We start from the raw sequence: 23,812 nt of genomic DNA on the forward strand, positions 1-23,812 counted from the left end.
AAGGTCAGCATGGCGCTGGCCTTATTTTTTTGTTTAAAACGTATCAAAGATAAGTTTGAGATTAAGAATGGTTAGAACAACAGCAATAGCATAACCGAGGAAGGTATTCCACTTGGCATTGACGTGTTTTCCCATGAGTGATTTCTTAGAAGTATAGTAAATCAAAGGGAAAATAGAGAATGGCAAGGCAATTGAAAGGAATACTTGTGAATAAACCAAGAGTTGATCCAGTGTCTTTTCTTGATCGCCGTAGAGAATGGCTACAATGATAACAGGTAGCAAGGCGAAGAGACGTGTGAACAAACGAATTACCCACTGTGGTAACCTCATATGGAGGAAGCCTTCCATGACAATCTGACCAGTTAGGGTACCAGTAATGGTAGAGTTTTGACCACTAGCCAAAAGGGCCAAGGCAAAGAGGGTTGAAAGTGTTGAACTAGCAACCGCACCAGCAATCTTAGAGTCCTGAAGGGCATTGTACATTTGAGAGAAGGCTGAAATATCAGAAGCGTGACCAAAGAAGAGAGCTGCCCCCAAAATTAAGAGGAGGGAGTTAACCACAAAGGCCAAAGTCAATTGAATGTTGGAGTCCCAGGTCATGAAACGGACAGCCTTGGTTACGTCTTTACCATCAGAATAGTCAACCTTACGAGTCTGTGACAAGGATGAGTGTAAGTAGAGGTTATGTGGCATAACGGTTGCACCCACAATCCCAAGTGCCAAAGTCAACTGGTTGGTGTGCCCAGCAGCATGTGGTTCAAAGAGCGCTGGCGTAGGGAGATAACCCTCGAGGATTCCCGTAATACTAGGCTCAGACAAGGCTACCAGGTAGACAAAGATAACCAAGATGGTCAAAATCAAGGTTGAAACAATAGCCTCGATTTTCTTGAATCCCAGCTTCATGATGAGTAGGAGTAGGAAGACATCTAGGACTGTCACCAGAATGGCAACCATAATTGGAATACCAAAGAGCAGGTTAAGTGCGATGGCAGAACCAAGCACCTCAGCCAAATCTGTCGCCATTAAGGCAAGCTCCAGAATCACCCAAAGCGTGTATCGCAACCATTTGGGCGAGTGGTAGGCTGTCGCTTGGGCCAGGTCCATTTGGGTCACAATCCCTAACTTTCCAGCCATTTGTTGCAACTGCATAGCGATTAAAGATGAAATTAAGATGACAAAAAGAAGACTGTACTTGTAGGTCGCTCCACCGACGACACTGGTAATCCAGTTCCCTGGATCCATGTAACCCACGGCCACGAGAGCCCCAGGTCCCAAGAAAGCCTTAAGATTTTGCCAAAAACGATTATTATTTGGTGTATCTATTGATTGGTTAACCTCAGAAAGGGAAACCTTTTTTGAAGATGTCATAAACACCTCTTTCTAAGTCATTCTGCCTAAAAGTTGCATTATTTCTAGACAGACCGACAATTTTATTATAACACTATGAGGAAGATGTGCAAGGTTTTGACTTATCTTACATTGGTGTCATAGAGGACTTTTCAGAATTGCCTTTTTATACTAAACTATAAGAGTAGATGATTTCATAGATGAGGGAGAAAAAATAATTGAAAACATTTCAACTAACAGCTAAGAAAAAGATTACCCTGGCACTCCTAGTTGTCATTGCGCTTGCTTTGGTTATCTTTATCATTAACGTGCAGATGAATCAGCCAGATAACCTACCTGCCAACTACATGGAGCGCCTTAAAAATCCTGGAATGACGGGCGATTACATCGGCCTTTGGAAGTCTCGCTGGCATGAAGAAAACAAAGCCTGGCTCTATCCTGCGAAACAATACGCTATCTATGCAGTAGTAGCCCTTGCTTGTTTGTCAGCTTGGGTCACAGCTTCAAAAGCAAAATTTTGGAAATAAGAAAATGCTTCTCTCGAGATGAGAGAAGCATTTTTTCATAACAAATTAAAGTTTGCTTGTCATGATAGCTTTTTGATAGAATACTATTTGGAGGAATGTTACATGTCTAAAAAAATCATTAATGTTGTAGCAGCAGCCATCGAAAAGGATGGCAAAATCTTTTGTGCCCAACGACCAGAAGGAAAAAGTTTAGGAGGATACTGGGAATTTCCTGGAGGTAAGTTGGAAGAAGGAGAATCACCTGAAGAAGCATTAATTCGAGAGATTCATGAAGAATTAAATTCTCAGATTGAGATTATTTCCTTCGTTAATGAAGCTTCCTATGATTATGATTTTGGAACAGTTATTATGAAAACCTTTCATGCTAAACTCGTTTCTGGAAATCTAGATTTGTTAGAACATCAGGATTCAGCTTGGTTAGAGCCAAGTCGCTTGAAAACTTTGAATTGGGCACCTGTAGACCGACCAGCTGTAGAATTGTTAGCAAAATAAGAGCATCACAAATGTGGTGCTCTTATTTATTAGTTATGTAGCGATAGAGAGTATCAGGAATAGGATTATCTAGTTTGAAATTCATAGTAACAATACTTTCATTACCACTTTCCAGTGGGCGCACTAATTCTTCAACAGTAGATGGTACGATGGTTAAGTCACCTAAATAGTAAAAATCTCCACCTTCAGCATCATCTTTAATGATAAATAATTTTAGATCTAATCCATTTTCAGGGGAATTGATAATTGTTTTTACATCTGGTGACTCAAGTGTACGCTTGTTTTTAGAAAACCATTTTAGAGTAGTTTCATTTAATAACTCATCTTCGTATTTGATAGTATCACTGATTTCATCATCTTTATGATAGGTGATGAAGATTGGACAAGTGTTAGTGTTCTTGTCTATTTTATAGCCACCAATATTAAGTGGAGGTTCATCTTTAGACCAGTTAAGAAGTTTACAGACATCACGACGAGAATATTTTTGACCGATTGTAAATATTTCAGGATAATCATTCGTTTTGTAGAGTCCAGCCTCAATAACATCATTAAAAAGCAAGGCAAAATCAGAGTTCTTGAAACAATCTAGGACCTCAGGATTGAGCTTATAAACATTTTTTTCTAGAGTGACCAGAGGTTCAGTACCGAATTTTTTTACCTCTTGAGATTTAAGAAATTGAAGACTTAATACATTTTCAACAGAGGAGATGATTGAGTCTTTAGTAGATAATTGTTCTGTTTCCAATATCTCAATAAATTTATCTTTCGAGACTTTATCCTGTTTGATAAGTTCCTGAAGTAGAAGAAGCTCATGTTTTCGTTTGCCAGGAAGAAATTCAAATGTGATAAAACTCAACCAGTTACTTTCAGCATCAGTGAGTTCAATTGACTTGTTTGAAAATTTGTTAATAACATCTGCATAGTTTTTAAAGCTGTTATTGTTGAAAAATACTATGGGATCAATATTATCAAAGGTTAAATGGTCGATTAGCATAGGCGTTCTACCAAGTTTATTTTCAAGATCTGTATAAGCATCTTTGAGAATTTTCATGTTAGATAGAACCGTGTTTGTAATCGATTTGAAGATTTGTTCTTTAGCAACTTCCTCAAAGTTTACGGTTGTTAAACCACTCAAGATATTTGGTTCACGCAGTTCACGACGGTAATTATCTTTATTCATAGATTTATCACCGAATAATGCAATTGGAATCAGATAGTTATTTTTGTAATTACCAATAAAATCAATAATAGTAACGTAATCCTTGCTTTTATGCTTACGAAGTCCACGACCAAGTTGCTGAACAAAAATGATACTTGATTGCGTGTTACGTAACATAACTACCTGGTTTACGGATGGTATATCTATTCCCTCATTAAAGATATCAACGGTTAAGATATATTCAAGCTTTCCATCTTCTAATTGCTTAACAACCTTTTCACGATAGTTGATATCGTCATCACCAGTCAATGCGATGGTACGTTTCCCATGTTGATTAAGTTTTATTGATAATTCTCTGGCTTCTGCTTTTGATGAGCAAAAAATAAGTCCTCGAACTTGATTATTACAAACACCATAGAAGTCAATTTTATTTAGAATATGTTTAACACGCTCATCTGATGTAAGGTTTGAGATATTTGATTTTTCGTCAATAAGTTGACCATCAATTTCAATGTCTTTAACACCAAAATAAACGAAAGGACAAAGCATGTCATTTTCTAATGCATCTTGTAGGCGAATCTCATAGGCAATATTATAGTCAAAAATCTCGTAGATATTTTGGCCATCAGTACGTTCAGGAGTTGCTGTCATACCTAGATAAAAATTGGGTGTAAAATGGTCCATAACTTTTTTGTATGAATCAGCCCCAGCCTTATGCACTTCGTCAATGAGAATATAGTCGAAGAAGTCTTTTGAAAATGCTTTTAAGTTCTCCTCGCGTGACAATGTTTGAATAGTCGCGAAGATATATTTTTTACCAGTTAAATCGTCACCTGAGTGATAAATATGTCCTTCAGAGGGATTAAAGCCCAGAACTTTTTGAAAATCTATTAAAGATTTTTTGAGAATCTGTTCACGATGGACGATAAATAACATGCGTTCAGGATTATATTGTTTAACGTCAAAGGCAGATAAAAATGTCTTACCAGTACCTGTGGCACTGATAACGAGTGCCCTATCTTTTCCCTGTTCACGAATATTTCTGAGTCCTTCTAGTGCGGCTTCTTGCATTTTATTAGGAACTATTTTTTCAGCTGAATAGGGGAGTTTCTCTTCGTCATTAATCTTTGTGAGACTAATAACCTTCTTTCTCTTTTGAGCATAGGTATCAATTATTTCGGGTGTTAGTAACTCTGACTGTTCCCAAATACGGTCAAATTCTGATTTGGTATTCTGAATGAATTCCCCGTTATGAGTAGAGGTTAGTTTGATATTCCATTCATAATTGATTTTTAGAGCCGTATGAGTAAGGTTGGAACTACCTGAAATCAGTACCTGTTTACCAGTATGTTCGAAGAGATAAAATTTAGCATGCATCTGCATTTTTTCAGGTGTTAAACGGACTTCAACGTTTTTAAGTTTTAGTAGCTCACGCATTGCATCAGGGTCGTTGAAATCTAGATAAGGGGAAATCAAGATTTTTCCTGGCACTTTCTTGTCCATTAGATCTGATAACTGAGACTTAATCATGGCAATTCCATTTTTAGTGACAAAGGCAACAGAAAAGTAGAAAGCAGTACACTTACTTAATTCTTCCTGCAGGTCTGTCAAGACATAGCGCTTTTCATCACTATTATTCACAAGAATTTGCGGAGAATACCCACCCTCTTGATATTTAATGTTATCAACAAAACCAAACTTAAGTGATTTTATCAAAGTGTCCTGAAATAAATTAATTCCCTCTGGCATTGTATAAGCCCTTTCTAAGTTGCAGGATAAACCTATTATAGCAAATACTAGTTACGAAAATGGTTTAGGTTGAAATTTTTAACTTTTTTTCCAATTCTAACTTGCATTCGAATAAACATATCTCTTTTTTGTTCTTCTAGGCTAGGATGCTCATGGATGACCTCACAAAGATAGTCTCCAATAATTTGATAACCTTGTTCACGAATATCTAAGAGGAATTGAGGCAAGAGCTTAATTTCTTCTTCGAATGATTTACAGTAACGTATAGCGTAGTTACCTTCTGGGAGTATGTTTTTGGTTAGATGAGAGTGATAGATGGGTTCATCATCAAATAGTGTAAACTCTTTGGAATCAAAGTTTTGACTGATGAAATTCTCTTTTGGCATAATTGAACCTACTCGACTAAAATGATTGAAAAAAGGATTGTATTGTATGATTTCTTGCTTAAAACATCGTAAATGAAGTTCGTATTCCTCAGTTGACATCTGATAGATATTTGAATCAATCTGAAAGCGATAAAGAGAACGTTCAGGAAATGTTTGGATTTCCAAGTGTTGAGAGTGGGATTTCGCCTGGTAAAGCAAGGCTCCAGATTGATAGATTTCAATTTCTCGAAGTTGTTTTTTGATACGTTTTTGTTCTTCAATGAGTTGCTGATACTTGTCGATAATCAGTTTGTGAAGGTGTGAATTTTCGATATCAGACAGGATTTCCTTAATCTCTTCCAAAGAAAAGTCAAGTTGACGCAAATACTGTATGGCATCCACAAGGGATGATTGCTCAATATGATAACCTCTATAGTTGGTTTCAGGGTCGACTTGATATGGTTTCAAGAGACCAATCTGGTCATAGAATCTTAGCGTACGAATAGGAATATTATTTAATTTGGAGAACTCTCCAATTCGTAAAATGTCTTTCATTTTTCACCAAACTTTCTATTGACTCTCTAGTTACTAGAGACATTATAATATAATTGTGAAATAAATAACAACCTTTATAGAAAGAAGGCGAAATCTATGAAAAATACTAAAATTCGTGCAGTACAATTTGGTTGTGGGAAAATGTCTCAAGTTCTTTTCAAATACATGTTAGATCATGGTATTGAAATCGTTGGAGCGATTGATAATAATCCAAATATTGTTGGTCAAGATGTAGGTGATTTTGCAGGACTCGGTTATAAAACTGGTGTCCTAATTTCAGACAATGCGGAGGAAGTCTTTAGCAATTGTGATGCTGATATCGCCATCGTGACAATTCTTTCCTATATGCCAGAAATGTATGATTTCTTTGAAACAGCTATTAAGCATGGGGTCAATGTTATAACAACTTGTGAAGAAGCCATTTATCCTTGGACAACCTCACCATCTGAGACCAATCGCTTAGATAAATTAGCGAAAAAATATGGCGTTACAATTATGGGATCTGGGATGCAAGATATTTACTGGATTAATATGCCTTGTCTTGCCATGGCAGGGCTAAACAGAATCGATAAGATCAAAGGTAAGGTTAGCTATAATGTAGAAGACTATGGACTTGCTCTTGCAGAAGCTCATGGTGCTGGTTATGATTTAGAACGATTTGATGCTGAAATCGCAAGTGCTGAAAGTTTCCCATCTTATATGTGGAATTCTGCTGAAGCTATTTGTTCAAAAATGAATTGGACCATTAAGGATATTTCTCAAAAGAGTGTTCCTTATGTTCTAGATGAGGATGTCTATTCTGCAACTCTTGGTCGAACTATTAAAGCAGGTGACGTGACAGGTATGTCAGCAGTAACAACGATTCATACTCATCAAGGAGTTGAGTTTGAAGTGGAATGTATAGGTAAGGTATATCGTGAAGATGATGGAGATATGTGTGACTGGGAGATTACTGGTGAGCCTAATCTTGTCTTCTCAGTGTCAAAACCAGATACAGTTGCACATACCTGTGCAACTATTATCAACCGAATTCCTACAGTATTAGATGCACCAGCTGGCTTTGTGACATCTGAAAAAGCTCGTGAAGTTGAATTCCCTACTTATCCATTGCATACTTACGTTAAATAGCAGAAAGTTCTCCCTCTGAAGTTATCAAGAGGGAGAACTTTTTGATAGTTTTGAGTTAAACAACTTCCTTATGTTAGGAGAGTAACATGAAGGTGATGGTTTGGGGATACTTGCAATTATAGTAGTAACTTTGGTAAGTTTTATTATCACAAACCAGGTGAATCAACTAGCTTATTTTTTTACTAACCACTATGCTAGCGGTGATGGGAGGTTCGGTTACTTGAGTAAGGGCTCCAAGAGCAAAATATAAAAGAAGGTTTCACGGTAATTACGAGAGAAATTTTTTCTATTTATACTAATTATTCTTTGTAACTAGCAAACATCTCATCGATATCCTCTTCAACCAAGTGATAGATTTTCCAATCAAATTCAGTTCTAGCAACATCATCAACCAAGACTGTATAACAGAAATCCATGTAATCTTCATAAAAATCAGAGATGAAGGGGAGGAGTGTGTCACTAATATCAGATGAATAGAGTTTTTCATCAAGATGTTTAAAGAGATAGTCTGTACCCATAATCGTTTCATTCTTGAGTTTTTGTGCATCTTCAAGATTAAAGCTATCACTTTGGGGATTCAGAAAATCGTGCTTTGCTAGCCAGGCTACGAAGACACTGAGATGAAAGGCAGCTCTTTTGCTAATCTCTAGCATATCTGATTTGCTTAGTTTTTCTGACGGGATATCATTTTCTTCACAATAGAATACAAGTGCATGATTGAAAAAATAATCTGCGCGGTCTATGGGAAAGTCTAATTGACTTTCTTCTCTCTTTGTCTCAGGCTGTTCAATTACAGTTGATTTTTTCTTAAAAAGGGACTTCAGTTTTCTAAACATGTTTATACCTCATATAAAAATATCCCATTATTTGACTAATGGGATATCATTTTTATTTCATCGTTGGGAACAACAAGACATCACGGATGGTTGTTGTGTCAGTGAGGAGCATGCAGAGACGGTCGATACCGATTCCGAGTCCCCCTGTTGGTGGCATACCGTATTCGAGGGCTTCAACGTAGTCGTAGTCGATGCCTGTTGCTTCGTCGTCCCCGAGTTCTTTAGCAGCAGCTTGTGCTTCGAAACGTGACAATTGATCGATTGGGTCGTTCAATTCGGTGAAGGCATTTCCGTACTCTTTAGTCATGATGAAGAGTTCGAAACGGTCAGTGAAGCGAGGGTCTTCTGGGTTTTTCTTAGCCAATGGAGACACAGCAACTGGGTGACCGTAAACGAACGTTGGTTGAATCAATGTTTCTTCAACGAATTCTTCGAAGAAGGCGTTGATGATGTGACCAACTTCAGTGTAGTGTTTTTCAACTGGAACATTCTTTTCTGCAGCAATAGCTTTGGCTTCATCCAAAGTCATGTCTTGCCAGAAGTCAACGCCAGTGATTTCCTTGATAGCGTCAACCATGTGGATGCGTTTGAATGGTTCGTTGATCTTGATTTCAGTTCCTTGGTAGTTGATAGGTCCGTCACCTTTAACAGCTTTAGCAGCGTGTTGGATGATACCTTCAGTCAAGTTCATGATATCGTGGAAGTCAGCGTAAGCTTGGTAAACTTCGATAGATGTGAACTCAGGGTTGTGAGTGGCATCCATACCTTCATTACGGAAGATACGTCCGATTTCGTAAACGCGTTCCATACCACCAACGATGAGACGTTTGAGGTGGAGTTCAGTCGCGATACGAAGCACCATGTCGATGTTTTGAGCATTGTGGTGCGTGATGAAAGGTTTAGCAGCAGCACCACCAGCTTCATTGTGAAGAACAGGTGTTTCTACTTCAAGGAAACCTTGAGCATCAAGGTAGCGACGGATTTCAGAAATGATTTTTGAACGTGTGACAAAGCGGTCAAAGCTTTCACGGTTAGAAATCAAATCGAGGTAACGTTTACGGTAGATTGTTTCAACGTCTGAAAGTCCGTGGAATTTCTCAGGCAATGGACGAAGGGCTTTAGACAAGTGTGTGATATGAGTAGCTTTAATAGAAAGTTCTCCCATATCTGTACGCATAACTTCACCTTCGATACCGAGGAAGTCACCAAGGTCAGCTTTCTTGAAGATTTCGTAGTTTTCTTCACCGACAGCATCTTTACGCACGTAGATTTGGATTTGACCATCGCGGTCTTGGATGTGGGCGAAGCCAACTTTACCTTTACCACGTTTAGTCATCAAACGACCTGCGATAGTAGCAGTTTCGTTGATTTCGTGCAATTCTTCTTTTGTTTTGTCAGCGTATTTTTCTTTTAATTGACCAGATGTAGCTGTGCGTTCGAATCGCTTACCAAAAGGATCGATTCCTTGTTCAGCCAAAGCCGCCATTTTTTCACGACGGACAATCTGTTGATCGTTCAATTCTTCCATGTGTTGATTTGACATGTTAGTCCTCCATAAAATAGTCGTAATTATTGTATCATAAATCACCTTCTAAAGATAGGACAAATGATTAAATGTCAGATAAATAAAGCTAGGATTTGTCTATTTTTAGGACAAATCGTTAACTAGCATTAATCTTTGATTAGAAAGTTATAGAATTTATTGACAAATATAATAAAAAGGGTGTACAATAGCAAAGTAAGCTTCGTATGATATAAGGAGGAAATACGATGAAAAAGAAAAAATATGTTAGTAAAGCCGTGATGCTTGGCGCTTTACTAGCACCTATTGGGATGCCTACGGTATCTGTGTTAGCAGATAGCTTTTATCAAAATCAAACGAGTGCTCATGCTGCTGATATTACAAACTGGATTGCCAGCACACCTGAACAAATTACAAATAATTTGACAACTCAGAATATCAATCCACAGCAGTTAGATGGCCAACAGTACGTGATTCAATGGGGAGATACCTTGTGGGGAATCTCTCAAGCAACTGGGATTTCTATTGAAAAATTAGCCTACGATAACAATATTCAGAATATTGATCTTATCTTTGCAGGTGATATCCTCATCTTGAAACGTGACGGTGATGTCCCAGCAGGTTACCATGTGACTGGTAATGGTTACCGTTGTGCACATTCTAAGATTGTTATCAACAACTACTACGGTGATAACAACCGAGTGATTATCAATAACAGCACTTTTGTCTCTGATGACCATTCTAAGAATACAGTGATTTACGCTCCAGATAATTCTGACAATAGCGTTTCATTCTCAAATAGCACAACTAACAATAACAACGGTAAAGACAAAGATACTAAAGATTCTAAAGATGGCAAGGACTCTTCTTCATCATCAGAATCTAAAGATGCTTCATCAAGTTCAACAAGTGGATCATCATCATCTTCTGCATCAAGCTCAACAGCAAGCAGTAGTGAAAGCAAAGCAAGTACAGAAAGTTCTAAGGAAAAAGAATTGACTGATGATGCTTTCCAAGACAAGGTTCAAAGCGAATTCGAACAAGTATATCAACAAAAACGCTCAGGTAGTCCTGCATGGACATTCTTCTCACATGAAGGTGATAAGACTGGTGCAAATGCTACTGCTAAGAAGGACACTGAAAGCAAAGCCCTTTACCTTGAAGGTGAAACGCCAAAAGCTAAAGATATTGTTGATGGACCTAAAGATGGTGCCAAAACGGAAGCTAATGCGAAAGCTCTCGCTGAAAAGATTTACGACACCCTTAGCAACGGAGGTAAGCTGTCAGATCTTATTAAGGCAAAATATGCTCAAATTCAGGTAAGTTATAAGGGTGATAAGTGGGCTTTCAACGTTGATGTTTATAAAGAAAAAGAAAGTTCATCATCAAGCACTGAAAAATCATCAGAATCTAAGGCGTCATCAAGTGATGATTCTCAAACAGAAACACGCATGAGTTCAAGCTCATCAAGTGTTGAACGTTCATCATCAAGTTCTTCAAGTCACACTGAAACAGACTCAGAGGCAACTTTCTCTGACCTAACTGGTGACGAATAGAGAGGGGCAGCACATGTCAAAGAGAAATATCATTATTAGTGTCGTTCTCGCCTGTCTCTTGGTTACGGGAGCTGGATTTGGTGCTTTCTATTACTGGGGAACACACCATTTGGATAGTGTTGTACCTGGTAAGGTTTACCAATACTCAAGTACTCTAAACGGTGAGGTCAATAATCGTGTCATGTATGTAGCCTTCCAAGAAGGTGGTAACAAGGCACTTGTGAGTCAAGATCGTACGACAGTGGTTAATGCTGCTAAGAGTCAGACTGATTTTGACAAGGCCTATAATGACCAAACAGCTAAGTGGGAATACAGTGTAACAAAAACAACATTGACTCTTGGTAAAAAAGAGGACGATCAATTGTCACAATGGCAGTACAACAAGGTCTTTGCTTATGGTGACCACTTCACATCAAAAGATTTTTATTACCAGATTGCCAAAGGTGGTCAGGGTGAAGTCAAACAAAAAATGACCTTCAAAGAAATTAAATAAGTGTCTGAATATGACAAGATGCATTAGGTTTGGGACAGTATGTTCCAAACCTTTTTCTATCTTCAAAACACGAATAATCTTTTCTTAAGTGGGGTCGAAATTTGAAATAAGAGGGTAAAAACGGTATAATAAGACTGTTTGGGCAATTGCATTCTGATAAAAAATAGACGAGTAAGATTGCCCCAAGACAGTTGACTTAAAGCTTACTTTTGCAAGACTTAGGATTAAATTAGGAGCTGACTGATATTGCAGTTTAGTTATTAGATCTCTTAATTTACCTAAGTCTCTGACAAGAGAATGATATAAGAAAGAACGGACAGATGATTACCTCTATTGTTTTTGACGTTGACGATACTATTTACGACCAACAGGCACCTTATCGTATTGCCATGGAAAAATGTTTCCCTGACTTTGATATGAGTCACATGAATCAAGCCTACATTCGTTTCCGCCACTATTCTGATGTTGGTTTTCCACGTGTAATGGCAGGTGAGTGGACAACCGAGTATTTCCGTTTTTGGCGCTGTAAAGAGACCCTTTTGGAGTTTGGCTACCGTGAAATTGATGAAGAAACGGGTAACCATTTCCAAGAGGTTTACGAGCATGAGTTGGAAAACATCACCATGCTTGATGAAATGCGCATGACCCTTGATTTCCTCAAGGAAAAAAATGTGCCTATGGGGATTATTACCAATGGACCAACAGAGCACCAACTTAAAAAGGTTAAGAAGTTAGGACTTTATGATTACGTTGATCCTAAGCGTGTCATCGTCAGTCAGGCGACAGGCTTCCAAAAGCCTGAGAAGGAAATCTTCAACCTCGCAGCTGAGCAATTTGACATGAATCCATCGACGACGCTCTACGTTGGAGATTCTTATGACAATGATGTCATGGGGGCCTTCAATGGTGGCTGGCACTCAATGTGGTTTAACCACCGTGGACGTAGCCTTAAACCAGGTACTAAGCCAGTCTTCGACTTGGAAATTGATAGTTTTGAGCAACTCTTTGGAGCGGTGAAAGTCCTTTTCGACCTTCCAAATAATAAATATATCTTTGATATCAATGATAATGAAAATCCAGTCCTTCAACTAGGTATCAATAATGGTCTTATGATGGCGGCTGAACGTCTTCTGGAGAGCAATATGAGTATTGATAAAGTGGTTATCCTTCTTCGTTTGAATGCGAACCAGGAAAAAATCCTTCGTATGAAATATGGAAGATAATAGAGCGGCCTCGTGTGGCCGTTTTATTGTCTAGAACGTGAGATAAGGAGTTTGAAAATGGTAGAAATCAACAACTTAAAACATGATATTGAAGCACTAAGTGCTGAACGTGAGGCTTTGAGAAAAGAGGTCGAATCACTCGAAGCCAAACGTGACGATCTCTTTGAAGGTGTTAGAGATGCAGAACAGATGAAGTGTCTTGCCTGGGATTCCTATAATGCATTATCAGACCACCTTAATACTGAAGAAAAGCAACGAGAGTTTGCTAACAACTATTGGGAACATGTTCATAGAACTGTCAAAATATATATGGAATTTGTCTTGAGTCGTGGTCTTCGTTTTAAGCGTTTATTGTCTGAAGGACAGTATGATCTTGTTTTACAGGAACTAGACGTTTTCGAAAAGGAATTAGATGATTTGGCTCGAGGATTTGGTGTTGAATTAGACCGTTTGCCAGAGGAACCGAGTTGGAAATAATGGAAGTGAAGCTCTTAAAGTAATAGCTTTAAGGGCTTTTTGAGTGCAAAAAAGCGACCCTAAATCAGGATCGCTTGTCTTATGAAGTTGGTCGATGATTTTAGCTAATCTTGTTTTGTTCATCCATATAAGATGTATCATTCCAACATTTAAGAGTGAAGTGCTCGAAATCATTGGTTTCGAGAATAGTGACAGAGGCATTGTCAAGACCTCCTGCCTTACGAAGAAGACCAGGTTCAAAACCAAGGAGGGTACGGATAGAAGCTGTTAGGTTAGCTCCGTGACCGACAATGAGGACATTTTTAGCATTACTATCTTTAAGTGTTTTGACAAATTCAGCCACACGTTTGGTTGTCTGGTAAACAGACTCAGCTTGGAAGTCATTAGCACGGAAGTTGGCTAGGTTATGACGGAAGGCATCCATTTCTTTTGGATAGATGGCCTGAACGAGTGAAATTTTTTGTCCTTCCAGTTTTCCAAGCTGCCATTCACGCAAAGCTTTAGTGTAGGTAACTTTAGCTTTAGGTTTTTGAGACTCCATGATGAGCTCTGTAGTTTTTTTAGCACGTGGTAGGTCACTTGAGAAGACCAAGTCAAAATGAGTGTCACTAAGATAGTGACCTAGCTCACGTACTTGTTCAATAGATTCTTTAAGCAAAGGCGAGTCTCCCTTGGCGCCTTGAAGTCGGCCTTCCAAGTTCCACTCAGTTTTACCGTGACGTACAAAATACAGTTTCATGATTACTCCTTAATATCAGCAAATTCAGCATTAACAAAATCAGCAAGTTCTTGACTATTGATACGGATAGAACGCCCAATTTCTCCCGCTGAGACAATAAGGAAGCCAGCTTCTTGGGCAGACTGATCGATGTAAATAGGGAAATTGTGTTTTTGGCGAATACCCACTGGGTTGTTGGCCCCGTGAACATAGCCTGTTGTTTTTTGGAGATCCTTTTGTGGAATCATTTGAACCTTCTTGTTCCCTGAAATTTTAGCTAATTTCTTTTCAGACAGGTGCTCGGTGATAGGGACGATGCCGATGACTGGTCCTGTCTTATCCCCCTTAAGGGCGAGGGTTTTATAAATGCTCTCACGCGCCACATCTTCTGGAAGCTCCCCTTCTAAACCATTGAAGGATAAGCTATCATGGTCAATCTTAGCTTTATCAAGAATTTGGTCAACCAGGGTCTTCTTGACTTTGCCTTTCTTAGCCATTGTCATATCTCCTTTTAAAGTTATACATTTCTACCATCCATTATAACACATTCGACCGAACACGCCTAAACCAATTTGACAAGAAGAAAACCAGTGCCTTAGACACTGGTTTTTACTGACTACTAGATGAACTTGTCGAAGTAGTCTTCTTATTTTTAGTTGGTTTTTGCTTAATCTTACCAAAGAGTTTTTCAAAGGTTTTACGTTTGTTTTTCTCAGGATTAATTTGGTTAAGATCTAGGATATTGTCGAAACCAGGAAGGCTTCCTTGTGATGTATATTGGTGAAGGTCATAGTCGATTTCAGTATTTGGCAAAGCCTCATAATAACCAGAATCGGTACCATAGGCTGGAATCCAAACAGCGTCGAAGTTTTTAGTTGAAACTTCTTGCTCAAGCATGAAATAAGCACCAATATAGAGACCAACTTTTTCAGCTCCAAGACGTTTGAGCTCAGCAAGAAAGGCTTGGACACCTTCTTCCATGTTAGACATGGTTTCCTCTTCAACGTCAATCCAGTAATAGGTAGGTTTATATGGAGAAGCATTCTTGTAGAAAATACGAGCTTCTTCCTTCATCTCCTTTACAGAAGTACCTTGAGCGTAAGAGTAAACGGCAACTGGAACGTCACGTTTTTTGAGTTCTTTGATATGTGTTTTAAAAGATTTATCGATCCCATTTGAACTTGCGGCATTACTATCCTTACTAATCTGTGATCCACCAAAGACGCGGACGATAGCACCAGAAATATGATTTGACAAGACATCGTAATCGATATCCTGAGGTAGTTGCCACCCCGAAAGGTCGATAATGGGATTGAGTATCAGCTCCTCGTCGGAACTGCTAGATGTACTACTGGTTGTTGTTTTTGGTTTAGTAGCAGAAGGAATAGCAGATTTCACGTTTTGAAGATGCGCCTGCTGTTTGGACGTATTGTGAATATTTGCAATAACTAATGCTAATCCTAAAAGAGCTAGAACCACGTAAACAACGATCGGTTTTATTCTTTTTCTCATTACTCCCATTCTACCTTAAATAGCGCAAAAATGCAAAATAGAGTGTTTATAAATTCTGTGAGAGATATTAAAGTGACTGATTTTCAAAAAGCCTTTGTAGTGCTGACTTAGGCACATTTTATGAATAAGGGTGTTTTGCGCTGGTCTTGAATTAAGTGAATTTTTCATTTATTAAAGCAAGAAATTTAACTTAAAAGTCAGTTTCTTCCTTGAAACTAGCGCCACTAGTGGCATCAGACCAGGCGACAAGAGCTTGAGCAGAGTTATCCAGATAGGTCTTGAGAGGTTGCTTCAAATCATAAATAGTCTCCCAAAATCCTAGGACCTTTCCTTCGTTGTCGATAGCAGCTTGGTAGGTCTGGATGAGGACTTGATCAAAACTGTCAGTTGGAATCTGATAACTTCTTTCTTTGGTAGGAGACGCTAGAACTTCAGATACAATCCAATCAGGCAGATTTTCAGGCTCACGGGGGAAGAAACTACCGTCAGCGCCACCGTTGTCGTAGAGAAAGTTTCCTTGGGGATCATAGGCTGCTAATTTATAGGGCAGGTGATTCAGTAGTGTTTTTAAATCGTTCATACCTTCATCATAGCTTCTTTCAGGAGAAATGGCAATGCTTTGGATTGAGAAGAATACTATCATAGGATAGTATCAGTTTGTCCGAGGAAAGTATTATCTCTTGGAGCAGTATCAGGGTATAATAAGGTAAAAGAAGACTCGAGGTGAAAACATGTCAAAACTTATATTTCTAGATGTTGATGGGACATTGGTGGATTATCATAATCGTATTCCAGAGTCAGCAGTCAAGGCAATTCGTCAGGCGCGTGAAAAGGGGCACCTGGTCTATGTTTGTACCGGACGTAGCAAGGCAGAAATGCAACCGGAATTATGGGAAATTGGCTTAGATGGGATGATTGGTGGCAATGGTTCTTATGTGGAGTATCATGGCCAGGTCCTCATGCATCAGCTGATTTCCAAGGAAGATGCAGCAAAGATTGTGGATTGGCTGACAGAGCGCCATCTGGCCTTTTATCTGGAGAGTAATAACGGCCTCTTTGCCAGTCCTGATTTTCGGGAGCGGGCGCGTGAGACACTTAAGACTTACGCTATTCAAAAGGGGCAATCTGCAGAGCCTGTTGAGGGTAAGGAACCAGAAGATTTCATTCATGGCCTCCAGTATGGTGGGGAACTCTACCGTGACGACCTAAACAAGGTCAGTTTCGTTTTGGAGTCCTATCAGGATCACTTGGATTCCAAAGAAGCTTTTCCACAGCTTGAAGCCCATACTTGGGGAGGACGAGGTGAAACAGCCTTATTTGGTGACTTGGGTGTTAAGGATATTAACAAGGCCCATGCCATTGATGTTCTTTTGGAACATTTGGGGGCTAAGCGTTCGGATACCATTGTTTTCGGCGATGCCAAGATTGATATCCCTATGTTGGAATACTGTGAGGTTGGTGTTGCCATGGGAAATGGTGGCCCAGAAATATTGGCTATGGCAGACCTAGTCACAGACGATGTTGAAGCTGATGGCTTGTACAAAGCTTTTGATAAATTGGGCTTGTTGAAATAGAAAAAACTGAGTTCCATTTGGTAGCTCAGTTTGTGTTTTATGCCGGTTTACGACCGATAAATTTTTTCAAGAGATATAAGAGATAGCTAACAGCGATATACCCAGCACTAATAACTAGGACATTTACCAAGACCTTGTTCCAACCAAATTTATTGACATTGATAAAGAAGTAGGCGAAGGGGCTATCTTTGGCACCTGGAATTGGGAGTTTTAGTACCAAGCCATTTAGAAGGGCAAAGACAAAGTAAGACAGAGGGACCACGGACCAGTAAATTGGCTCACGTAGACGGTAGGCCTTCTTAGCATCGAAAATGAGGGTATCAAGCACCAATCCCCAAGGCACAATATAGTGGACCAAGAAGTTACGGAGGGTCCAGAATTTCTCAGGCTCTGTAATAGGTGCCAAGAGGATATGATAGATGACTCCAGTGATGAGGATAGCCATGGTTACGCCACCCTTGTAACGCAAGAGTTTGGTGTTAGTCGTCGCATCCCCTTTTTTGAAGTCATAGATGATAAAGAAAATCAAACTAGAGAAGACGAGGATATTGGACAAAACAGTGTAATAGAGCAACATGCCCCAACCATCATCATGGATTTGGATAGAGACTCCTACCAGTCCACAGAGGGCTAGTAAGATACGGTAAAATCGTGAAATAGTCATAAGCTTCCTTTTCCTAATAAATAATCTCTCTTATCATATCACATTTTTCACTAACAATTTATTGAAAATTCTAGTAAAATCAAGGTAAGAAAGACTTTAAGGAGTAATGATGTCCAATTTAATCGATTATCTTGATAAGGTTAAGGATTTGCCTTTCGACCAAGAGCCTCTAAATATCTTGGATAAGGTTTGCATCAATGAGATTGGCTACCTGACTTATGAAAAATGGCTCTCAGCAAGTGATTTGAAGGAAACCATCAATCTACATGATTATGCAGAGGGTAAGGACCTAAATCCCGATTATACCTTCATGGTGACTAAGGAACGGGTAGATTTGGCTGAAGCCATGGTCAGGTCGAAGCGTTTTGCTGGACTTAATCTAAGTGACTACTGTAGTGTCTTGGACAAGGAAGTGGAAAAACAGTTTGCGGCTATGATTTTCAGTCTGCCTGAATTGGATTACCAGCAGATTGTCTTTCGTGGGACAGATGATAGCGTCATTGGGTGGAAGGAGGATTTTCAGCTGACCTACAGTCGGGAGATTCCTGCCCATCGTTCAGCCATGGCTTTTCTGGAGAAGCACTTGCCCAACCTCACTGGTCATGTCATTGTTTCTGGACATTCCAAGGGTGGCAATCTTGCCCTCTATTCGGCTGTTCAGAGTTCGACTGTCCTGCGTGAGAAAATAGCAGAGCTTTTGCTTCTGGATTCCCCGGGATTGATGAAGCCCCTCTTAGAGAAGCCTTCTTACCAAGAGTTGAAAGCTAAGATGACGGTTATCAGACCTCAAGAATCTGTTGTAGGAGTCATGCTTTACTGGGATAAGGTCGCAAAGCTCGTAGCAGCAGATGGCATAGGCATTGCTCAACACAATGTCTTACTTTGGCAGGTTGACTTGGAAACAAATGATTTTGTTTATGTGGACCAGCCCACAGACCTGAGTCAACGCTTAAAAGAGACCTTCCAAGAGTGGATTGAGACCTTGCCAAATCAAGAACTCAAGCAAGTCTGTGATTTATTCTTTGATACTATTCTTGATTCTGGAATTGAAAGTCTAGATGATATTGGGATTAAAACTCTCCCTAAGCTAGGCCAGATGTTGCAAGAATTTGGCAATCTCTCGGACCAACAAAAGAAGGTGCTGCAGGATGGTTTCAACCAGTTACTCTGGATATTTTGGAAGTCAGGAACCAAAAAATCTAACCTGCCCAAGCTAGAACTTCCTGATTTCATCAAGAAGTTGAGTGATTTTACCAACAACGATTAGGGGCAGCGGAATCATAGAAGTGGAGGATTTTATGTCTAAAAACGTATTGATTACAGGAGCAACATCAGGAATTGGTGAAGCAACGGCGCGTGCCTTTGCCAAAGAGGGAGAAAATCTCATCCTAACCGGTCGCCGTGTAGAGCGTTTAGAAGCTCTAAAAGAAGAGCTCCAAGCAACCTATCCAGATCAAAAAGTTTGGACCTTTGCCCTGGATGTCACTGATATAGCCATGGTCAAGGATGTTTGCCAAGCTATTCTCAAAAGTGTGGGGCAAGTTCATGTCTTGGTCAATAATGCAGGTCTGGCACTAGGTTTAACAGCCTACCAAGACTATGAGGAGTGGGACATGCTAACCATGCTCGATACCAATGTCAAGGGCTTGATGATGGTGACACGTCAGATTTTGCCAAGCATGGTTGCTGCCAATGAGGGTCATATCATCAATATGGGCTCTACGGCGGGCATCTATGCCTACGCAGGTGCTGCCGTTTACTCAGCCACCAAGGCCGCAGTGAAAACTTTCAGCGATGGCTTGCGTATCGATACCATTGCCACAGATATCAAGGTGACAACCATTCAGCCCGGTATCGTTGAGACCGACTTCTCTCAAGTTCGCTTTCACGGTGATAAGGACAAGGCAGCCAAGGTTTATCAAGGTTTAGAGGCCCTCCAAGCCCAAGATATTGCTGATGCTGTTCTCTACGTCACCAAACAACCACGACGTGTGCAGATTTCTGACATGACCATCATGGCAAACCAACAAGCTACAGGGTTTACCATTCATAGGGAGGAAGACTAGGAGAAGCTTATAAAGAATCAGACTAATCCAGCCATTGGCAGTAGCTGGGAAGACTTGCAAACAAAACTCTTTAGCAAGGAAGAAATTGAAGCCAGTTACCAAAGAGTGGAAAATCTCATACAGGGAAAGGGTTGTAAATTTACTTTTTCCGAATAATAGAAGTAGAGGGGCCAACCCTCTATTTTTTATTAAGGAGAAGTAAATGGAAAAAAGACACAAGCATGTCTCGCCGACCTTGGATATCATGGCTAAGAAGATTTTCAGCCTGCCTGAGGTGACGGTGGCATTTATTCGAGATATTTTGGATTTGGATGTTGTGGATGCTCAGATTTTGGAGGGGACACAGCTTCACAAGAAGGACTTTGATGAGGATGAGCTCTTTTCAACCTCGGTGGATGTTCGAGCCAAGTTGAATGATGGAACTGAGGTTATCATTGAGATTCAGGTGCGTAAGCAGCATTATTTTCTCAATCGTTTTCATTATTATTTGGCTAACCAACTAGTAGAAAATGTGCAACACTTACGCCAACAAGGGCAGACGCATAAGATGTATGAGCAGATGGAGCCGGTTTATGGCATAGCTATCTTGGAAAAGACCTTGTTGCCAGATGAGGAGTCCCCGATTAATACTTATTGGATGGCCAATAGTCGGACGGGCAAGCCATTAAATTCTTACTATAAGGATGGAAAACAGCAGAACCTTCTTCAGATTGCCTTTTTAGAGTTGGATAAGTATAATAAAGATAAGCATATCAGGGATGAAGGGCGGCAGTGGCTAGAGTTCTTTGGAAATCTCCCATTTTCTAAGGCACCTAGCCGAGCGGTCACGCATGCCGATTCATTACTGGATTCATCCAGCTGGACACAGGAGGAAAAGGCGATGATTGATGAACTCATACGAATTCAAGAAAATTATGACATGACTATGGAAACAGCAATTGATGAAGCACGTGAAGAAGGTTTGGAGAAAGGACTGGAGCGAGGTCGTCATGAGGAGCGCTTAGAGTTGATTCGTAAGATGCTGTCAAAAGGTCTATCTCTAGAAGTAGTATCAGATGTGACTGGTCTGTCACTTGAAGAACTAGAGGCAATGTTATCGTAAAATCTTGTTAGGTTAGTTATTTTTTTGAAAAATAAGAGGCAGATTTTTGTCTCTTTTTTATTTTTTTGATGTTTAACATTTGTAATACTAAAACATTCGGAAAATAATACTTTGAATCGTAAAATTAAAAAAGACTGTCAAACGTTTGACATAAATCTGAGAAAACAGATTTAATACAATTTGATTGTTTTAGCCGATAAATCTTGCTAAATAAGCCTTTATGGAAGTTTAGAGTTTTCTCTTTCTTACACGTGAAAGAAATTACCTTTTTGTGCGACATTTTTAGACTATAATTTAGAAATGAATAACTGAACTTTCTAATATGACATTTTTGTTAAGACCTTGTTAAAATGGATTACTTAGCCTTTTATTTTGTGTTCTCATGACTTATAATTTGTTTTGGTTTGTTTTGGATTAAAGAAACAACAGCATCATTAAGTACATCAAATATTTAAGAGTCTCTGTTTTTAGTTCGAGAATAGCTTAAAACTAAAATGGAGAGATTGTGAAAAAAAGTATCGGGAGAATTAACTTGTTTAGAGAAAGTAAAACAAAACCAAAGTACAGCATCCGAAAATATTCCATTGGGGCAGCATCGGCTTTGATTGGCTTCATGGCCCTTGCCAATGGGCAAGCAGTTCAGGCTGACGAGGCACAATCGATTAGTGACTTGACTGATGCTTCAAATCAAGCGCAGGCCCCTCAAGCGGTTTCAACAGCTCAGTTGGCGACTTCAGAGCTAGCATCAGAGAGTGTGCAAGCTTCTCAGCCTGCCAATATTATGCCGTCTCAACCTCAGGTAAGGACTGTTCAAGCAGCTGAGCAGACTCCGACCATCGATCAAGTGATTGAGACAGGCACCTCTCAAAATCAAGGAACGTCAGCAAATGTCTTAACCAATGCGACTGAGGGTCAAGGACAAGGCAAGGAGTATAACACAGATGCCTACGGTGCCAAAATGCCTTACACGACTCATGAAGCAGAAAATGCGACTATCGAAAATGGAGCTACAATCCAACAGTCAACTGACATGGAATCTACGGCCGTGGAAGCGACGAACCAAACTTATGTCGAGCTTCCTAAAAAGATGCAGCAGTTACTTTCAATGTCACCGAGCCAGCCAATGCTTTGAATGTGCGTTATACAATACCTGATGGTGCATCAGGTCAGTTGGATGTGCAGGTTAATGGTTCAAGCGTTGGTAATCTTGATTTGTCATCTCACTCAGCATGGCAGTACCTTAAAGGTGACCACGAATATGATCAAGTCGTTGATGGATCAAGTGCACGCTTCCGTTTTGATGAGACACGTCTTCTCCTCAAGGACATCCAATTGAAATCTGGTGATAAGATTTCTTTGGTTAAGAAGAAAGATGACAATGTCCCTTATGGTATTGATTTTATTGAGCTAGAACAGGCTCCAGCGCCAGTTGCCCAAGGTGAAAATAGCATCAGTATTGTGGATAAGGGTGCATCTGCCAATGATGATAGTGATGACACAGCTGCCCTACTTGCGGCTGTTGAGGAAGCTAAAGCTAGCGGAAAATCTGTCTATATTCCAGAGGGACGTTTCAATTTCGACAAACAAGTTAATATCGAAGCTGATAATCTAAAAATTTCAGGTGCTGGTGTTTGGCATACACAACTGCACTTTACAAGTGATAAACGCTATGGTGGTGGAATTGTCTTCGGTCATAATAGTAATGGCATTGAGTTGAGCAATCTTTACATGGATTCCAACTTGACGTCTCGTTATAACGAGGATGCACAGTACAAGGCTATTTCGGGAACACTTGGTAAGGATTCGAAAATTCACGATATCTGGGTTCAGCACTTTGAAGTCGGTATGTGGATTGGAGACTACGACCAGACGGGAAATATGAAGTATACGGATGGTCTTGTCGTTGAAAATGCTCGTATCCGTAATAACTTGGCTGATGGTATTAACTTTGCCCAAGGGACCAAGAATTCAACAGTTAAAAACTCTAATATCCGTGGGAATGGTGATGATGGTTTAGCTATCTGGTCAAGTATTTCAGATGGGACAAATGCCGCAGCTGAGGAAAATAATAAATTCCTCAACAACACCATTGAGTCAGGTTGGCGTGCGGCTGGTATCGGTATTTTTGGTGGTAAGGGGCATGAAATTTCAGGAAACCTCATCAAGGACGTCTTTGCTGGAGCAGGTATCCGTGTAAACACTGTCTTTGCAGGTCACAATTTTGACCTCAATGATTCTGGAATTAAGATTCATGACAATACCATTCTACGTTCAGGGACAACTAATGACCTCTATAAGCTCCATCGTGGTGCCATTGATTTCCAACAAGTTCGTGGAACAATCAAGAATGTTGATGTCTACGATAATAAACTATTGAATACCTTGGCTGATCCAGTGATTACCAAAAACTTTGAGATGGGTGACAATGGTAATGGAGAAATCCGTTTATCTAATAATACGATTGACAATAAGGCGACGATTGTTGGGGCTGTCTCAGCAGTTTCTCCAACAAAACCTGAACCAAAACCTGTCAATAATCCAGTCTCAGAGACTTCAGTTTCCGAGTCACCAAAGAGTGAGGAAAGTTCAAGCACTCCAGTTTCTGAAGTATCAAACAGTGAAGTAATCTCAGAGACCTCAGTTTCAGAAACACCAAAGAGTGAGGCAAGTTCAAGCACTCCAGTTTCTGAAGTATCAACTAGTGAAGTAGTTTCTGAGACATCAGCATCAGAAACACCAAAGAGTGA

General features: G+C 39.7%; 23 protein-coding genes. 13 read left to right on the forward strand and 10 right to left on the reverse strand.

Annotation, left to right across the window (positions count from 1 at the left end):
- Positions 1 to 33 precede the first annotated feature (33 nt).
- Positions 34 to 1,368 (reverse strand): Nramp family divalent metal transporter, encoded by a 1,335-nt coding sequence (locus HMPREF2979_RS03705; RefSeq protein ID WP_070655193.1) that lies wholly within the window; start codon positions 1,366 to 1,368, stop codon positions 34 to 36.
- Between the two features lie 197 nt (positions 1,369 to 1,565).
- Here HMPREF2979_RS03705 and HMPREF2979_RS03710 point away from each other — a divergent pair, with 197 nt between their 5' ends.
- Positions 1,566 to 1,874, forward strand: coding sequence for a hypothetical protein (locus HMPREF2979_RS03710; protein WP_070655195.1), 309 nt, complete (start codon positions 1,566 to 1,568; stop codon positions 1,872 to 1,874).
- A 102-nt stretch (positions 1,875 to 1,976) separates the two neighbouring features.
- Positions 1,977 to 2,366 (forward strand): (deoxy)nucleoside triphosphate pyrophosphohydrolase, encoded by a 390-nt coding sequence (locus tag HMPREF2979_RS03715; protein WP_070655197.1) that lies wholly within the window; start codon positions 1,977 to 1,979, stop codon positions 2,364 to 2,366.
- Positions 2,367 to 2,388: 22 nt separating this feature from the next.
- On the opposite strand, the gene HMPREF2979_RS03720 is transcribed toward HMPREF2979_RS03715, so the two are convergent.
- Positions 2,389 to 5,274: a DEAD/DEAH box helicase gene (locus HMPREF2979_RS03720; RefSeq protein WP_070655199.1), complete on the reverse strand. Its 2,886-nt coding sequence runs from the start codon at positions 5,272 to 5,274 to the stop codon at positions 2,389 to 2,391.
- 47 nt (positions 5,275 to 5,321) lie between these two features.
- Complete coding sequence (locus HMPREF2979_RS03725) at positions 5,322 to 6,194, reverse strand: MerR family transcriptional regulator (RefSeq protein WP_070655201.1); 873 nt, start codon at positions 6,192 to 6,194, stop codon at positions 5,322 to 5,324.
- A 96-nt stretch (positions 6,195 to 6,290) separates the two neighbouring features.
- Here HMPREF2979_RS03725 and HMPREF2979_RS03730 point away from each other — a divergent pair, with 96 nt between their 5' ends.
- Positions 6,291 to 7,322, forward strand: a complete 1,032-nt coding sequence (locus HMPREF2979_RS03730; protein ID WP_013990830.1) for an NAD(P)H-dependent amine dehydrogenase family protein — start codon at positions 6,291 to 6,293, stop codon at positions 7,320 to 7,322.
- Between the two features lie 299 nt (positions 7,323 to 7,621).
- Here HMPREF2979_RS03730 and HMPREF2979_RS03735 read toward each other — a convergent pair whose 3' ends face one another.
- Both HMPREF2979_RS03735 and lysS read right to left on the reverse strand, forming a co-directional pair.
- Complete coding sequence (locus HMPREF2979_RS03735; RefSeq protein WP_070655203.1) at positions 7,622 to 8,158, reverse strand: DUF7832 domain-containing protein; 537 nt, start codon at positions 8,156 to 8,158, stop codon at positions 7,622 to 7,624.
- A gap of 52 nt (positions 8,159 to 8,210) precedes the next feature.
- Positions 8,211 to 9,701, reverse strand: coding sequence for a lysine--tRNA ligase (gene lysS, locus HMPREF2979_RS03740; protein WP_037597643.1), 1,491 nt, complete (start codon positions 9,699 to 9,701; stop codon positions 8,211 to 8,213).
- 227 nt (positions 9,702 to 9,928) lie between these two features.
- Between lysS and HMPREF2979_RS03745 the strand changes: the two genes are divergently transcribed.
- From HMPREF2979_RS03745 to HMPREF2979_RS03760, 4 genes are all read left to right on the forward strand, one after another.
- The gene (locus HMPREF2979_RS03745; RefSeq protein ID WP_070655205.1) at positions 9,929 to 11,236 is read left to right on the forward strand and encodes a LysM peptidoglycan-binding domain-containing protein; all 1,308 of its coding nucleotides are present in this window, start codon (positions 9,929 to 9,931) and stop codon (positions 11,234 to 11,236) included.
- Between the two features lie 13 nt (positions 11,237 to 11,249).
- Positions 11,250 to 11,729, forward strand: a complete 480-nt coding sequence (locus HMPREF2979_RS03750; protein ID WP_002885961.1) for a hypothetical protein — start codon at positions 11,250 to 11,252, stop codon at positions 11,727 to 11,729.
- Positions 11,730 to 12,049: 320 nt separating this feature from the next.
- Positions 12,050 to 12,952 carry an HAD family hydrolase gene (locus HMPREF2979_RS03755; protein WP_002890593.1) on the forward strand — a complete coding sequence of 301 codons (903 nt, stop codon included), beginning with the start codon at positions 12,050 to 12,052 and terminating at the stop codon, positions 12,950 to 12,952.
- A gap of 57 nt (positions 12,953 to 13,009) precedes the next feature.
- Complete coding sequence (locus HMPREF2979_RS03760; RefSeq protein WP_070655206.1) at positions 13,010 to 13,429, forward strand: hypothetical protein; 420 nt, start codon at positions 13,010 to 13,012, stop codon at positions 13,427 to 13,429.
- A 100-nt stretch (positions 13,430 to 13,529) separates the two neighbouring features.
- On the opposite strand, the gene HMPREF2979_RS03765 is transcribed toward HMPREF2979_RS03760, so the two are convergent.
- The 4 genes from HMPREF2979_RS03765 to HMPREF2979_RS03780 all read right to left on the reverse strand — a co-directional run bounded on the left by HMPREF2979_RS03765 (position 13,530) and on the right by HMPREF2979_RS03780 (position 16,239).
- Positions 13,530 to 14,168, reverse strand: coding sequence for a histidine phosphatase family protein (locus tag HMPREF2979_RS03765; RefSeq protein WP_070655208.1), 639 nt, complete (start codon positions 14,166 to 14,168; stop codon positions 13,530 to 13,532).
- A gap of 2 nt (positions 14,169 to 14,170) precedes the next feature.
- The gene (locus HMPREF2979_RS03770) at positions 14,171 to 14,644 is read right to left on the reverse strand and encodes an aminoacyl-tRNA deacylase (RefSeq protein WP_014634221.1); all 474 of its coding nucleotides are present in this window, start codon (positions 14,642 to 14,644) and stop codon (positions 14,171 to 14,173) included.
- Positions 14,645 to 14,756: 112 nt separating this feature from the next.
- Positions 14,757 to 15,659 (reverse strand): glycoside hydrolase family 25 protein, encoded by a 903-nt coding sequence (locus tag HMPREF2979_RS03775; protein ID WP_070655210.1) that lies wholly within the window; start codon positions 15,657 to 15,659, stop codon positions 14,757 to 14,759.
- 190 nt (positions 15,660 to 15,849) lie between these two features.
- Complete coding sequence (locus HMPREF2979_RS03780; RefSeq protein ID WP_070655304.1) at positions 15,850 to 16,239, reverse strand: sodium transporter; 390 nt, start codon at positions 16,237 to 16,239, stop codon at positions 15,850 to 15,852.
- A gap of 151 nt (positions 16,240 to 16,390) precedes the next feature.
- Here HMPREF2979_RS03780 and HMPREF2979_RS03785 point away from each other — a divergent pair, with 151 nt between their 5' ends.
- A complete protein-coding gene (locus HMPREF2979_RS03785; protein WP_070655212.1) occupies positions 16,391 to 17,233 on the forward strand; it encodes a Cof-type HAD-IIB family hydrolase in 843 nt (280 codons plus the stop codon).
- A 37-nt stretch (positions 17,234 to 17,270) separates the two neighbouring features.
- On the opposite strand, the gene HMPREF2979_RS03790 is transcribed toward HMPREF2979_RS03785, so the two are convergent.
- A complete protein-coding gene (locus tag HMPREF2979_RS03790) occupies positions 17,271 to 17,897 on the reverse strand; it encodes a Pr6Pr family membrane protein (RefSeq protein ID WP_070655214.1) in 627 nt (208 codons plus the stop codon).
- A gap of 109 nt (positions 17,898 to 18,006) precedes the next feature.
- On the opposite strand from HMPREF2979_RS03790, the gene HMPREF2979_RS03795 reads away from it, so the two are divergent.
- The 5 genes from HMPREF2979_RS03795 to HMPREF2979_RS03810 form a co-directional block, all read left to right on the forward strand.
- Positions 18,007 to 19,164, forward strand: coding sequence for an Mbeg1-like protein (locus tag HMPREF2979_RS03795; RefSeq protein ID WP_070655216.1), 1,158 nt, complete (start codon positions 18,007 to 18,009; stop codon positions 19,162 to 19,164).
- A gap of 31 nt (positions 19,165 to 19,195) precedes the next feature.
- Positions 19,196 to 19,963, forward strand: coding sequence for an SDR family NAD(P)-dependent oxidoreductase (locus tag HMPREF2979_RS03800; RefSeq protein ID WP_070655218.1), 768 nt, complete (start codon positions 19,196 to 19,198; stop codon positions 19,961 to 19,963).
- A gap of 202 nt (positions 19,964 to 20,165) precedes the next feature.
- Positions 20,166 to 21,065: an Rpn family recombination-promoting nuclease/putative transposase gene (locus tag HMPREF2979_RS03805; protein WP_070655220.1), complete on the forward strand. Its 900-nt coding sequence runs from the start codon at positions 20,166 to 20,168 to the stop codon at positions 21,063 to 21,065.
- Positions 21,066 to 21,570: 505 nt separating this feature from the next.
- Positions 21,571 to 22,197: a YSIRK-type signal peptide-containing protein gene (locus HMPREF2979_RS10600; RefSeq protein ID WP_398584215.1), complete on the forward strand. Its 627-nt coding sequence runs from the start codon at positions 21,571 to 21,573 to the stop codon at positions 22,195 to 22,197.
- A 2-nt stretch (positions 22,198 to 22,199) separates the two neighbouring features.
- Positions 22,200 to 23,812, forward strand: a 1,613-nt coding sequence (locus HMPREF2979_RS03810) for a glycosyl hydrolase family 28-related protein (protein ID WP_398584216.1), incomplete at its 3' end; no start/stop codon positions are given.

This window comes from Streptococcus sp. HMSC078H12, from assembly GCF_001814615.1.
Lineage (GTDB): Bacteria > Bacillota > Bacilli > Lactobacillales > Streptococcaceae > Streptococcus > Streptococcus salivarius_F.